This window comes from Glycomyces sp. MUSA5-2 (assembly GCF_037034145.1).
Classification (GTDB): domain Bacteria; phylum Actinomycetota; class Actinomycetes; order Mycobacteriales; family Micromonosporaceae; genus Glycomyces; species Glycomyces artemisiae.
The window spans coordinates 694,903-708,293 of the sequence record NZ_JBAGKG010000001.1 but is presented as its reverse complement, the minus strand read 5'-3'; the positions used below and the strand labels follow the sequence as shown (position 1 = coordinate 708,293).

Annotated in this window: 7 protein-coding genes; 3 read left to right on the top strand and 4 right to left on the bottom strand. The window is 72.6% G+C overall.

Features of this window, described 5'->3' with window-relative positions:
* Nucleotides 1-20 precede the first annotated feature (20 nt).
* Nucleotides 21-2,147: an anthranilate synthase component I gene (locus WA640_RS03370; RefSeq protein ID WP_335986043.1), complete on the bottom strand. Its 2,127-nt coding sequence runs from the start codon at nt 2,145-2,147 to the stop codon at nt 21-23.
* A gap of 494 nt (nt 2,148-2,641) precedes the next feature.
* Between WA640_RS03370 and ileS the strand changes: the two genes are divergently transcribed.
* The 3 genes from ileS to WA640_RS03355 all read left to right on the top strand — a co-directional run bounded on the left by ileS (nt 2,642) and on the right by WA640_RS03355 (nt 6,548).
* Nucleotides 2,642-5,788 (top strand): isoleucine--tRNA ligase, encoded by a 3,147-nt coding sequence (gene ileS / locus WA640_RS03365; RefSeq protein ID WP_335986042.1) that lies wholly within the window; start codon nt 2,642-2,644, stop codon nt 5,786-5,788.
* Between the two features lie 173 nt (nt 5,789-5,961).
* Nucleotides 5,962-6,162, top strand: a complete 201-nt coding sequence (locus WA640_RS03360) for a hypothetical protein (protein WP_335986041.1) — start codon at nt 5,962-5,964, stop codon at nt 6,160-6,162.
* A complete protein-coding gene (locus WA640_RS03355; RefSeq protein ID WP_335986040.1) occupies nt 6,162-6,548 on the top strand; it encodes a type II toxin-antitoxin system death-on-curing family toxin in 387 nt (128 codons plus the stop codon). The genes WA640_RS03360 and WA640_RS03355 overlap by 1 nt, the downstream gene beginning before the upstream one ends.
* A gap of 84 nt (nt 6,549-6,632) precedes the next feature.
* On the opposite strand, the gene WA640_RS03350 is transcribed toward WA640_RS03355, so the two are convergent.
* The 3 genes from WA640_RS03350 to WA640_RS03340 form a co-directional block, all read right to left on the bottom strand.
* The gene (locus tag WA640_RS03350) at nt 6,633-7,103 is read right to left on the bottom strand and encodes an Rv0361 family membrane protein (protein ID WP_106361860.1); all 471 of its coding nucleotides are present in this window, start codon (nt 7,101-7,103) and stop codon (nt 6,633-6,635) included.
* A gap of 113 nt (nt 7,104-7,216) precedes the next feature.
* Nucleotides 7,217-10,249 carry a UvrD-helicase domain-containing protein gene (locus WA640_RS03345; RefSeq protein ID WP_335986039.1) on the bottom strand — a complete coding sequence of 1,011 codons (3,033 nt, stop codon included), beginning with the start codon at nt 10,247-10,249 and terminating at the stop codon, nt 7,217-7,219.
* Between the two features lie 31 nt (nt 10,250-10,280).
* The gene (locus tag WA640_RS03340; RefSeq protein ID WP_335986038.1) at nt 10,281-13,367 is read right to left on the bottom strand and encodes an ATP-dependent DNA helicase; all 3,087 of its coding nucleotides are present in this window, start codon (nt 13,365-13,367) and stop codon (nt 10,281-10,283) included.
* Nucleotides 13,368-13,391: the final 24 nt, after the last annotated feature.

The following is a 13,391-nucleotide window of genomic DNA, read 5'->3' as shown; positions in this document are numbered from 1 at the left end:
CCGGCCCCGTCCTCATCCGCTCATGCCGTCAGGCGCAGCGCGTTCCCGACGATCCGGTGCCCGTGCGCGCCCGCCGCCGTCAGGATCGACTCGGGGTGGAACTGCACCGCGAACCAGCGCTTCGCGGGCGCCTCGATCGCCATGACCACCCCGCCGATCGCCGCGGTGGGCGCGAAATCGCCCTTGACCTGGTCCGCCGTCGCGTACAGCGAGTGGTAGCGCGCCGCCGTGACCTCGTCGGGCAGACCGTCGAACAGGCCGCCGCCGTTGACCTTCACGTTCCCGGGCTTGCCGTGGCTCGGCTCGTCGAGCAGCGACAGCCGCCCGCCCGCGTGCTCGATCATCGCCTGAAGGCCCAGGCACACCCCGAACGCGGGCAGCCCGCGCCGCTCGATCTCGTCGAGCAGCGCCGCCGTCCCGAAGTCCTCCGGGCGCCCCGGCCCCGGCGAGAGCACCACCAGGTCGGGCGCGAGCTCGTCGAGGACGGCGGGCACGTCGAAGCCGAACCGCAGCGTCGTCACCTCGCAGCCGTGCTGCCGGAAGTAGTCGCCGAGCGTGTTCACGAACGAGTCCTCGTGGTCGACCAGCATGACCTTCCGCCCGGTCCCCATTGGTCCGCCCGCGACCTCGATCGGCTCGGGCACCGGGGCCGCCGCGCCGAGACCGCCCGCCGCCGTCTCCAGCAGCGCCCGCGCCTTCAGGTGCGTCTCCGCCTCCTCCGCGGCCGGGTCGGAGTCGTACAGCAGGGTCGCGCCCGCGCGCACCCGCGCCACGCCCTCGCGGATCTGCGCGGTCCGCAGCGTCAGCCCCGTGTTCATCGTCCCGTCGAAGCCCACGAACCCGACCGCCCCGCCGTACCAGCGCCGCGGCGTCGTCTCCTGCTCCTCGATGAACCGCATCGCCCACGTCTTCGGCGCTCCGGTCACCGTCACCGACCACATGTGCGTCAGGAACGCGTCCAGCGCGTCCATGCCCTCCCGCAGCCGCCCCTCCACGTGGTCCACGGTGTGGATCAGCCGCGAGTACATCTCGATCTGCCTGCGCCCCAGCACCTTCACCGAGCCCGGCACGCACACGCGGGCCTTGTCGTTGCGGTCCACGTCGGTGCACATCGTCAGCTCCGACTCCTCCTTCGCGGAGCCGATGAGCGCCGCGATCTGCGTCGCGTCGTGCAGCGGGTCGGCGCCGCGCGCGATCGTCCCCGAGATCGGGCACGTCTCCACCCGGTCCCCGGTGACCCGCACGAACATCTCCGGCGACGCCCCCACCAGGTACTCGCGCTCGCCCAGGTTGAACAGGAACTCGTACGGCGCCGGGTTCGCCGTGCGCAGCCGCTCGTAGAACGCCGTCGGCGAATCGCACGCCGCGTACATCTCGTGGCCCGGGACGACCTCGAACAGGTTGCCCGCCTTGAACTCCCGCTTCGCGCGCCGCACCGTGTCGGCGTACACGCCCGGCACCGGCCCGTCCGGCACCGACGCGGCCCGCACGTAGTCGAGCGACTCGGTCTCCCGCGCCAGGCCCTTCGTCGTGCGGTCCCCGAACGTGAACTCGTACCGGCGCACCTGCGCGGTCTCCCGCTTGCGGTCCACCACGTACAGCTCGTCGGCCAGGTGCAGCACCAGGTCCCGCTGGTCGACGGGCCGGTCCTTCGCGTACGGGATCGGCTCGAACTGGTAGGCCAGGTCGTACCCGAACGCCCCCCACAGGCCCAGGTACGGGTCGTCGCAGCGGAGCGCGTCGAGCACCACCCGCAGCGCAGAGAACGCCGTCGGCAGCTTCGACCGCAGCTCCTCGGGCACCCGCCCGGTGGGGACCGGGACCTCCACGCGCACCTCGCCGTCCTCGCGGACCACCTCACCGACCCCGGCGGCGGCCAGCGCGTCGGCGAGCACGTCCACGAGCAGGTAGCCGCGGGCGTTCAAGCGCCGCACCGTCACCGATCTGCCCCGCGCCACCACCTCCAGGGACGGGTCGACGTACGCGAGGTGGTAGCGCGAATAGCGCCCGGGATACTCCATGCCGCTGGAGAGGACGCCGCCGCGGCGGGTCTCGACCTGCGCCACCACCGACGTCAGATCGGGGGAGTCGAGCTCGGACACGGTCCGCTCGACCGTCACGCCCGACGGGGTCTCGAACAAAGTCATCAGGGCCTCTTCCTCGAAAGAAACTGGGTCACTAGTCCCGTCCTGAGGCGGCCGACCCCGGATACGACGAAGCGACCGCCTACCAGACGGTCGCTCGCTTCACTCGCACGCGAAAGCAGGACGCCGCCTCAGCGACGCCACCACCAGTTGATCGCGTGGAATCTCACAGGCCGAATACTACATGCCCGCACGGTGGGACGCCGACCGGTGACCGCGCCCGCGCGCCGGGGCGAAACGCGCGCGACCGCCGCGGACGGCAGCGCTACACTTGCGTGCAACAGCGTCGACCCGGCCATCACCGGCGAGCTTCCGGAAGAACCGGCCGGCAACGGCCTCACTAGAACCGGACGGACGCGGCCCGTCACCGCCGCCGAACGAGCGGGCGCACCAGTGCGCCAAGCGAGGTGGTACCGCGGGCCGCCCTCACCGAGACGAGGGCGCGTCTCGTCCTCGCACACGGAAACCAATGGCGTGTGTGAGGAGACCCGGGTCCCATGGCCTATCCACTCGACGACCCCAAGCGGGGCGTCCCCGCGAGCCCGAACCTCCCGGAGGTCGAGCGCCGCGTCCTCGACTTCTGGACCAAGGACGACACCTTCCAGTCCTCCATCGAGGCCCGCGACGCCGGCGAGAACGGCGCCAACGAGTTCGTCTTCTACGACGGCCCGCCCTTCGCCAACGGCCTGCCCCACTACGGGCACCTCCTCACCGGCTACGTCAAGGACATCGTCCCCCGCTACCAGACCATGCGCGGGCGCCGCGTCGAGCGCCGCTTCGGCTGGGACACCCACGGCATGCCCGCCGAGGTCACCACCGAGAAGGAGCTCGGCCTCAAGTCCAAGGCCGACATCGAGGCGTACGGCATCGACCGGTTCAACGCCGCCGCGAAGGCCTCCGTCCTCCAGTTCACCGGCGAGTGGCACGACTACGTCACCCGCCAGGCCCGCTGGGTCGACTTCGAGAACGACTACAAGACCCTCGACCTCACCTACATGGAGAGCGTCATGTGGGCCTTCAAGACCCTGTACGACAAGGGCCTGGTCTACGAGGGCTACCGCGTGCTCTGGTACTGCTGGCGCTGCGAGACGCCGCTGGCCGCCACCGAGACGAAGATGGACGACACCTACAAGGACCGCCAGGACCCGGCCGTCACCGTCGGCCTCGACGTCGTCGACGACGGCCCCCTGAACGGCGTCAAGCTCCTGGTGTGGACCACCACGCCCTGGACGCTCCCGTCCAACCTCGCCGCCGCCGTCCACCCCGCCGTCGACTACGTCGTCGTGAGCACCGAGGACGGCCGCTACCTCCTCGCCGAGGCCCGCCTCGCCGCCTACGCCCGCGAACTCGGCGAGGCCCCCGAGGTCGTCTCCCGCCACAAGGGCGCCGACCTCGTCGGCCTGCGCTACAACCCGCCGTTCGACTTCTTCACCGGCCGCGAGAACGCCCACCAGGTCCTCGCCGCCGACTACGTCACCACCGAGGACGGCACCGGCGTCGTCCACATCGCCCCCGCCTTCGGCGAGGAGGACAAGGTCGTCACCGACGCCGCCGGCATCGAGCCGGTCGTCCCCGTCGACGACTCCGGCAAGTTCACCGACGAGGTGCCCCCCTACGCGGGCGTGCACGTCTTCGACGCGAACAAGCTCATCATCAACGACCTCAAGGCCACCCAGCGCCTCCTGCGCCACGACACCTACAACCACAACTACCCGCACTGCTGGCGCTGCGGCTCCCCGCTGATCCAGCGCGCCCTCTCCGCGTGGTTCGTGGCCGTCTCGCAGTTCCGCGACCGCATGGTCGAGCTCAACCAGGAGATCGACTGGACCCCCGGCCACATCAAGGACGGCCAGTTCGGGAAGTGGCTCGCCAACGCGCGCGACTGGAACATCAGCCGCAACCGCTTCTGGGGCTCCCCGATCCCCGTGTGGGTCAGCGACGACCCCGCCTACCCGCGCACCGACGTCTACGGCTCCCTCGCCGAGCTCGAACGCGACTTCGGCGTGCACGTCACCGACCTGCACCGGCCCCACATCGACGACCTCGTGCGCCCCAACCCGGACGACCCCACGGGCAAGTCCGTCATGCGCCGCGTCCCCGAGGTCCTCGACTGCTGGTTCGAGTCCGGCTCGATGCCGTTCGCGCAGGTCCACTACCCGTTCGAGAACGCCGACTGGTTCGAGCACCACTTCCCCGGCGACTTCATCGTCGAGTACACGGCGCAGACCCGCGGCTGGTTCTACCTGCTGCACGTCCTCTCGACGGCCCTGTTCGACCGGCCCGCGTTCCGCACCGCCGTCGTCCACGGCACCCTCCTGGGCGCCGACGGGCAGAAGATGTCCAAGTCGCTGAAGAACTACCCCGACGTCCGCGAGTCCTTCGAGCAGTACGGCTCCGACGCCGTCCGCTGGTTCCTCGTCTCGTCCCCGGTCCTGCGCGGCGGCGACATGCCCGTCACCGAGACCGGCTTCCGCGACGCCGTGCGCCAGATCGTCCTGCCCCTGTGGAACGTGTGGTACTTCTACACGCTCTACGCGGGCGCCGCCGGGTACGAGGCCGAGCCCGCCGAGGCGCGCGCCGCCGCGCTCGCCTCCGAGCACCGGCTCGACAAGTACCTGCTCGCGAAGACCCGCGAACTCGTCGAGGCCATGACCGAGGCGATGGACGGCTACGACCTCGTCGCCGCCACCGCCGCGTTCCGCGCCTACCTCGAAAGCCTCACGAACTGGTACGTGCGCCGCTCGCGCGACCGCTTCTGGGAGGGCGACGAGGCCGGATTCGCCACGCTCGCGACCGCACTCAAGACCGCGACCGAGGTCGCCGCGCCGCTGCTGCCGATGGTCGCCGAGGACATCTGGAAGGGCCTCACCGGCGGCCGCTCCGTGCACCTCGCCGACTGGCCGGACCCCCGCGACCTGCCCGCCGACCACGCCCTCGTGGAGGCCATGGACGCCGTGCGCGACATCGCCTCCGTGGGCCTGTTCATGCGCAAGGCCCGCAAGCTCCGCGTGCGCCTCCCGCTCGCGAAGGTCACCGTCGCGACCCCGCACGCCGAGCGCCTCGCGCCCTTCGCCGACCTGCTCAAGGACGAACTGAACGTTAAGGCCGTCGAGTTCGACGCGAACGTCGAGGCCTACTCCCGGTCCGACCTGAAGCTCGTGCCGCGCGTCCTCGGACCGCGCCTGGGCAAGGACGTGCAGCGCGTCATCAAGGCCGTCAAGTCCGGCGACTGGACCGCCGAGAACGGCACCGTCACCGCCGGAGGCGTCGTCCTGGAGGACGGCGAGTTCGAGCTGACGATGGTCGCCGTCGACGCCGAGCACACCGAGGCCCTCCCGAACGAGGGCGGCGTGCTCGTCCTCGACACGGAGGTCACGCCGGAGCTCGCCGCCGAGGGCCTCGCCCGCGACCTGGTCCGCGTGATCCAGCAGGCCCGCAAGGACGCCGGCCTCGACGTCACCGACCGCGTCGCCGTCACCGTCGACGCCGCGCCCGCGGTCCGCGCCGCCGTCGAAGCCCACCTGGACTTCGTCAAGGCCGAGACCCTCGCGCTGGCCCTCGACTTCGCCCCGCTCCCCGACTCCGCCACCACTGGCGACGCGGGCGAGGGCGAGTCGGTCAAGGCCGCCGTCGTGAAGCAGTAGGAGACGACGAAGGGGCCCGCGCGAGCGACGCTCGCCGGGCCCCTTCGGTTTGCACGCCTCCCCGCAGCTACGGCGCGGTGCGCCGACCGCGCCAGCTGTGGGGCGGTCGAATTGCCGAGGCGGCAATGGTGGCATGAGTGGTATCATTGTTGCCACCAGACTGGAGGTTTGTCATGGCAATGACATTGCGGCTGTCCGACGAGGTCGAGAGCCGGTTCCGTGAGGCCGCCGCCGAGGCGGGGCTCTCGATGAACGGCGCCGCCGAGACCGCCATCGCGGAGTGGATGGAACGGCAGGCCCGCGGCCACGTCCGCTCGGTCGCCGAGGGCATAGCCTCACGTCATGCCAAGCTCATGAAGCGGCTCGGCGAGTAGTGCTCCGCTACCTGTCCACCGAGGAGCTGGTCGAGCTCGCACAGATCGCGGCCGGGCCGCAGGTCGGCATCCGTGATCTCGGACTGCTGGAGTCCGCGGCCGCCAGGCCCGGCACGGTCGTGTTCGGCACCGAGGCGTACGTGTCGTTGGCGGAGAAGGCGGCGGCGCTGCTGCATTCGATCGTCGCCAACCATCCGCTCGTCGACGGCAACAAACGGCTCGGATTCCTCGCCGCTGCCACCTTCCTCGAACTCAACGGAGTGCGGTTGAAGGACGCCGACCTCATCGAGGACCGCGCCTACGAACTGATCATCGAGGTGGCCTCCGGCGGATTCGCGGAGGTCGGCAAGCTCGCCGAACGCCTCGCAGAACTCTTCGACGATTGAGCCGCCGGCTGCCGTCGCAGCATTGCTGCGACGCGAAGGGGCCCGGCGAGCGCAGCTCGCCGGGCCCCTTTCAGGTTGCGGGCCTTATGCCATGTAGCCGCAGATCTTCCAGGCGTCGTCCTCCTTGACGAGGTCGAACGTCTCGTCCGTGGTCTCGTCGTTGGCGGTGATCGAGACCTCGACGGTGGCGGTGTCGCCGTCCTCGGTGGTCTCGCCGATCTCGTACGACATGTCCTCGAACATCGAGAAGGTGTCGCCGGCCATCTCCTCCATCTGCTGCTTCTCTTCGTCGGTCATGCCCTCGAACTGGGCAGCGGCGTCCTTGACGCCCGTGACGTCGTCGGCGCAGAAGTAGTCGCCCGCGATGTCGGCGGCCTTGTCGCCGTCGCCGTCGAGCATGGCGTTGACCATGTCCTCGGCGCCGTCCTTGAGGAAGCCCTCGACCGCGCCCTCGGGCGTGTCGTTCCCGGCGCCGCAGGCGGCCAGGGCGAGGACGAGGGCGAACGCGCCGCCGGTCAGGGCGGTGGCGCGGCGGAGCTTGACGTTGATGTCCATTGGGTCCAATCAGATCGGGGGGTCGGGCACGGCCCCGGGTAGGGCCGTCGTAATCCGCACGTCACGTTAACGGGGCCGTGCAAACCCGGGGCGATCCCGGGCTGAACAGCGCGCTAAGCGTCCGGCCACCACGTGTGGTCGGCCGCGATGTAGTGGAACGCCGTGCGCACCTGCGACTCGTCGATCCCCTTGAGCCGCGCCCACGCCTTGCGGTACACGCGCAGCTGGAGCGCCGCGTGCTCCGCGGCCTCGCCCTGCGGCGGGCGGCCCGTCTTCCAGTCCACGATGTCGTAGCCGCCGTCCTCGCCGTAGAACACCGCGTCGATCCGGCCGCGCACCACGGTCCCCTCGTACTCGACTACGAACGGCACCTCCTGCGCGGCGATCCGCCGCCCCGCCCACGCCGAGGCACGGAACGCGGCCTTGAGCCGTTCGAGCTCCCCCTGGTCGACGGCCTCGTCGGCCGCGCCCGGCAGGTCCGCCGGGTCGAACAGGGCGCCGCCGCCGAAGAACTCCTCGACCCACGCGTGGAACTCGGTGCCCCGCTGCGTCGCCGGGCGCGGCGGCTGCGGCATCGGGCGGCGCCGCTCGGCCGCGAAGCCCTCCTCGTCGGCGCGCATCGCCATGAGCTGCGAGGTCGACAGCCGCGCGGGCCGCGGCAGCCGCACCACCCCCGATTCGCGCTCGTCGCGCTCGGCGATGAGCAGCTCCGCCTCCTCGCGCCATTGCCGCGCCAGCGGCCCCTCCCGCTCCGGCTCCGGCGCCGACAGCACCAGCTCCGCGGCCTCCGCGAACACCGCCTGCCGGGAACCCAAGGGCGCCTTGGCGGGCCACTCGGCCGTCCGCGCCTGGTCCTCCAGCGGATTCGACGGCCCCGGGTCGGTCCACACCGGCACCTCCGCGCCTGCGTTCCGCGCCTCCTGGAGGAACGGCGCGGGCTTGCGGGCCGACCGCGCCTCCGCATCCCACCAGTACCCCGACGCCAGCAGCGCCCGCCGCGCCCGCGTGAGCGCCACGTACGCGAGCCGACGCTCCTCGTCGAGCCGCGCCTCCCGGTCGTCGGTCTTGAAGTCCTGCACCGCCTTCTTCACATCGGCAGGGGTGTGCGCCTCGTCGAGGTACAGCACCGGCAGGTTCGCGGCGTCGCCCCGCAGCCCGTACGGCAGCCGCGCGGCGTCCGACACCCACGTCGAATCGCGCTTCACCGACGTCGGCAGGATGCCCTCGCACAGCCCCGGCACCGACACCACGTCCCACTCCAGGCCCTTCGCAGCGTGCACCGTCATCAGCTGCACCACCCCGCCCGCCGGGTTCGCGCCCTCTACGACCAGCCCGCGCTCGCGCTTCGCCGCCGACTCCAGGTACGACAGGAACCCCGGGACGCTCGCCCCGAGCGTGTCGTTCTCGTAGGACGCCGCGATGTCCGTGAACTCGTCCAGATTGGACAGATCCCCGTGGTGGAGCATGACCTCCACGTCGAGCCCCGAGTGCGCGATCACGTCGCCCACCACGTCGGGAAGGCTCTGCCCGAGCCGCCCGCGGATCCACGACAGCTCCTCGTGGAGCTGCGCGAACCGCAGGTACCCGAGCGTCGAGTACCGTTCGGCCGCACCGGGATCGGCGAGCGCGTCGGCGAGCGACGCCTCCGCCTCGACGCCCGCGTCCGGCTCGAACCCGCGCGAGTCGGGGGCCAGCTCCCGCGCGCGCGTCCACAGCGCCGCGATGTCCCTCGGCCCGATCCGCCACCGGTTCCCCGCGAGCAGCCGCATGAGCGCGGGCCCGTTCACGGGGTCGGCCGCGGCCCGCAGCATCGCCACCGCCTCGGCGACCTCTGGGTAGTACAGCAGCCCGAGCGAGCCCACGACCTGCACGGGGAGACCGGCATTGGTGAGCGCCCGGTGCAGGGCCGGGATCTGGCGGCGCTTGCGGATGAGGACTGCGGCGGTCTCGTCGGCGCCCGGCTGCCACACAGCGGCCAGGCGCGCGGCGATCCACTCGGCCTCGTCGGCGGCCGTCAGGTGCATGGCCGCCTCGACCGAGCCGATGCCGTGCTCGTCGTCGAACTTGGCGCCCACCGTGAGCGGCGGGACCGCGCCCGCGCGCAGAGGCTCGGACACCGCGTTCGCGGTCTCCAGGACCGCTTCGCGGTTGCGCCACGACTTCGTCAGGTACGCGACCGCGGCGGGAGTGCCGCCCGCGGCCGGGAAGTCCTGCGGGAACCGCTGGAGCGTGCCCGCCGAGGCGCCGCGCCAGGAGTAGATCGACTGGTTCGGGTCGCCCACGGCCGTCACCGGGTGCCCGCCGCCGAACAGGTCCCGCAGCAGCGACACCTGCGAGAACGACGTGTCCTGGTACTCGTCGAGGAGCACCACCCGCCACCGGTCGCGCTCGGTGCGGATGATCTCGGGCGCGCCCGCGACGAGCTGCGCCGCCAGCGACAGCTGGTCGGCGAAGTCCATGACGCCCAGCTCGCGCTTGCGCCGGTCCCACGCCTCGACCAGCGGGAGCAGCTGGTCCCGCTTGCGCCGCAAGGACATCAGGTTGCGGAACTCGTCGTTCAGGCGCGCCGAGGACCGCTCTTCGAGGTGCTCGAACAGGTCCCGGTCGAAGCGGCGCAGGTCGGCGCCGTCCCGCAGGTGCTCGGCGAGCTGCTCCGCGAGCTGGAGCACCAGCTCGGTGACGCGGTCGACGCTGACGTCGAACTCGCTCATCTCGCCGTCCCACGCGCACACCAGGTCCCGTGCGAGCTGCCACCGGCCCGTGTCGGTGACCACGCGCGTGCCCGGCTCGATGCCGATGCGCAGCCCGTGCTCGCCGACCAGGCCGCCCGCGTACGCGTTGTACGTCGAGACCGTCGGCTCGCCGTGCAGCTCGGCCAGTTCGGGCAGCGACTCGGTGAGCCGCCGCAGCTTGTCGCGGACGCGCGCGGCCAGCTCCGCGGCGGCCTTGCGCGTGAACGTCAGCCCCAGGATGTGCTCGGGCCGCACCACCCGGTTCGCGATGAGCCACACCACCCGGTCGGCCATCGTCGTGGTCTTCCCCGAGCCCGCGCCCGCGATGACCAGCAGCGGGTCGCGCCCCGCCTCGATGACCGCGCGCTGCTCGTCGGTGGGGGAGGGCTGCCCGAGCCGGTTCGCAAGCCCCACGGCCCCGAAACTGCGGTGCCCCGCAACACGATCATTCATCGGTGACCTGCCGTCCCTCGTCAGCGATCGGGCAGCAGTGCTTGACCGAGCAGGTCTCGCACTTGCTGGTGGAGCGGGCCTCGAACACCGACCCGGCCATGCGGTTCGCCGTGTCCGCCACCAGGTCCCGCGCCCAGTCCGGGTTCTCGGCCTCCCCGAGCGGGCCCTGCGGCCGCGAGGCCGCCTTGTCGCCCTTCGCATTCGGGTAGACCAGCTCCGCGCCGCCCGGCTCGGCGCCCTCCTCGAACGCCCCCTCGGCGACCGCGAGCTGGTACACGCCCAGTTGCGCGTGGGACTTCGCCTCGTCGTATGTCGGCGGCGTCTTCCCGGTCTTCAGGTCCACCACGTACAGCCGCCCGTCGCCGTCGCGTTCGAGCCGGTCGATCTGCCCGGACATGACGACCTCCACACCGGGCGGCCCGAGTTCGAGCTTGACCCGGAACGACCGCTCCGCGCCGACCAGCTCCCTCCGGTTGGCGCTCAGCCAGGCCGCGAACCGCTCGACCGCGCCCGAGACGCGGCGGCGCTGCTGCTCGGCGTGCCAGGGCGCCTCGAACGGCAGCCGGTCGAAGTGCTCGCCCACGACCTGCTCCATGACCGCCTTCGGGTCGGCGGCCGGGTCGACGGTGACGGCCTCCGCGGCGGCGTGCAGGAGCGTCCCGAGGTGGCGCGGCAGCAGGTCGCCGTCGTCGGCGCCGTGCGATTCGAGGACCCACCGCAGCCCGCACTGCTGCGTGGTCTCCACCTGCGACGGCGAGATCCGGATCGTCTCCCCGGCGAGTGCGAGCGCGCGCTCGTCGGAGATCTGCGCGAGCCCCCACCACTTCGCGGGGTCCGCGCCCGGCACGCCCGTGGCGGCGAGGCGCCGCAGCGCCGCGGCGGCCGCGTCGCGCTCGGCGTGCCCGGAGTCGACGACGGCCTCCCGCAGCCGCGCGGCGAGCGACGCGAGGCTCAGCGGCCGCCCGCGCCGCGGCGCGGCCGCGGGCTCGACGCCGAGCTCGGTGCAGAACCGGCTCGGCTGCACGTCGTCCGAGTCGACCGCGGTCACCAGCAGCCGCACCCGCGCCCGGGTGCACGCGTTGTAGAACAGCCGCCGCTCCTCGTCGAGGAGCTGCGCGACCTGGTCGACGTCGGCGCGCCCGTCGAGGACGTCGACGAGCGCCTCCGCGCCCAGGAGCGACCCGCGCGGGCGCAGGTTCGGCCACATGCCCTCCTGCGCGCCCGCGACGACCACGAAGTCCCAGCGCCGCCCGTGCGCGGCGTGCGCGGTCGCGAGGGTCACCGCGTCGCCCAGTTCCGCACGCGCCGAGAGGAAGTCGCCCGGGAGCTGCTGGGTGAGCACGTGCTCGCAGAAGACCTCTGCGCCCGCGCCCGGCTGCTTCTTCTCGTAGTCGGCGGCCAGGTCGAACATGGCGATGACCGCGTCCAGCTCGGCGTCGGCGCGCTGCGCCCGCCGGTCCGAGGACAGGGCCCGGCGCCGCAGCCGCTCGCTCAGCTCCGAGGCCTCCCACACCGTCCACAAGGTCCCGGTGATGCCGGTCCCTTCGCGGGCGGCGGTGAACAGCGCGTCGAGGCGCCGCGCGGGCTCGGCCCACTCCTCGTCGGGGAGCGCCGCGATGCGCGCGGGGTCGGCGAGGGCCTCCACGAGCAGGTCGGCGCCGGGGGAGAAGTCGTCGGCGGCGACGGCGAGGCGCCGCAGCTCCTGGCGCAGCCGCCGCTCCGCGAACGGGTCGGCGCCGCCGAACTGGGAGTGCAGCAGCCCGGCCGCGACGGCCTCGTCGAGCCGCTCGGGGTGGCGGCCGACGAGGACGACCCGCAGCAGGTCCCGGACCGTGGGGTGGGCCGGGAGCGGCACGTCGTCGGCGGCCTGGCGGGTCGGCACCCCGGCGTGCTGCATGGCCCGGCGCAGATGCGGGATCGCCGAGGCGGACTTGACGACGACCGCCATGTCGCCGTAGGGGACCCCGTCGAGCAGGTGGGCGCGGCGCGCGGTGTCGGCGATGTACACGGCCTCCCGCGTCGGCGAGGGCAGGTACACGACCTCGGCGCGGCCCGGCTCCTCCGACGTCGTGCCGCGGCGCCGGTCTCGGTCGGGGCCGCGCAGCCGCCGCGACAGGACCGTCGTCGCCGCGAGCGGCGCGAGCGCCGTGTCGTGGACGTCGTTCAACTGGATCACCGGGGCCTCTTCGCCGCCGCCCGTGGGGAACCGGTCGGGGAACTCCCGCACCGACTCCGGGTCGCCGCCCTGGTAGCCGAAGACGGCCGCGTCCGGGGAGCCCGCGGTGACGAGGTTCCCGCCCTCGCCCGCGAGGAGGTGCAGCAGTCCCAGGTGCGCGGGGGTCGCGTCCTGGAGGTCGTCGACGAACACCCACGAGGGCCGCGGGAGCAGCTCGGGGCGCGCCCGCAGCGCGGCCGCGGCGGCCCGCACAATCTCCGCGGAGTCGTACAGGGCGCTCGACATCGACTGGAGCGCAAGGGTGGTGACGTACCGGTCGTAGAAGCGGGCGGCCGCGGCCCACTCGGGCCGGTCGTGGTCGAGCGCGAGGCGGGTCAGCTCGGGCGCCGACAGCCCGCGCTCGCCGCTGCGCAGCACCAGGTCGCGCAGCTGCTGCGCGAACGCGTAGGTGCGCACGGCCTCGTCGAACCCGTCGGGCCACCCGAAGTCCTCGCCTTCGAGCATGGAGCGGATGAGCGCGTCGGCCTCGGGGCCGGTGAGCAGGCGCGGCTCTTCCCGGCCGTCCATCGCGGCGGCGGACCTCAAGAGCGCGAACGCGAACGCGGGGAACGTGTACACGCCGACCTCGGCGGCGGAGCGGTGCGAGGTGGCGGCGTTCAGCCGGGCCCGCAGGTACGCGGTGTCCTGGCGGCGCAGCCCGAAGAAGAGGATCGACGCCGGGTCGACCCCCGCCTCCACTTTCGCCGCGGCGGCCCGGAGCAGCGCCTCGGTCTTCCCGGTCTGCGGCCCGCCGCGGACCAGGAGCGGCCCGGCGGCGTGGTCGACCGCCGCCTGCTGCGCCGGGTCGAGTCGGGACTCCTCCTCGGCGGGCGGATCGGTCAACTCATAGCGGAGGTCGAACACGGTCCCAATGGAATCACGCCCGAC

Bases quoted from the DNA above. Each gene is read 5' to 3' on its own strand.
- WA640_RS03370 (WP_335986043.1), bottom strand. From the start codon at position 2,147: ATGACTTTGTTCGAGACCCCGTCGGGCGTGACGGTCGAGCGGACCGTG.
- ileS (WP_335986042.1), top strand. From the start codon at position 2,642: ATGGCCTATCCACTCGACGACCCCAAGCGGGGCGTCCCCGCGAGCCCG.
- WA640_RS03360 (WP_335986041.1), top strand. From the start codon at position 5,962: ATGGCAATGACATTGCGGCTGTCCGACGAGGTCGAGAGCCGGTTCCGT.
- WA640_RS03350 (WP_106361860.1), bottom strand. From the start codon at position 7,103: ATGGACATCAACGTCAAGCTCCGCCGCGCCACCGCCCTGACCGGCGGC.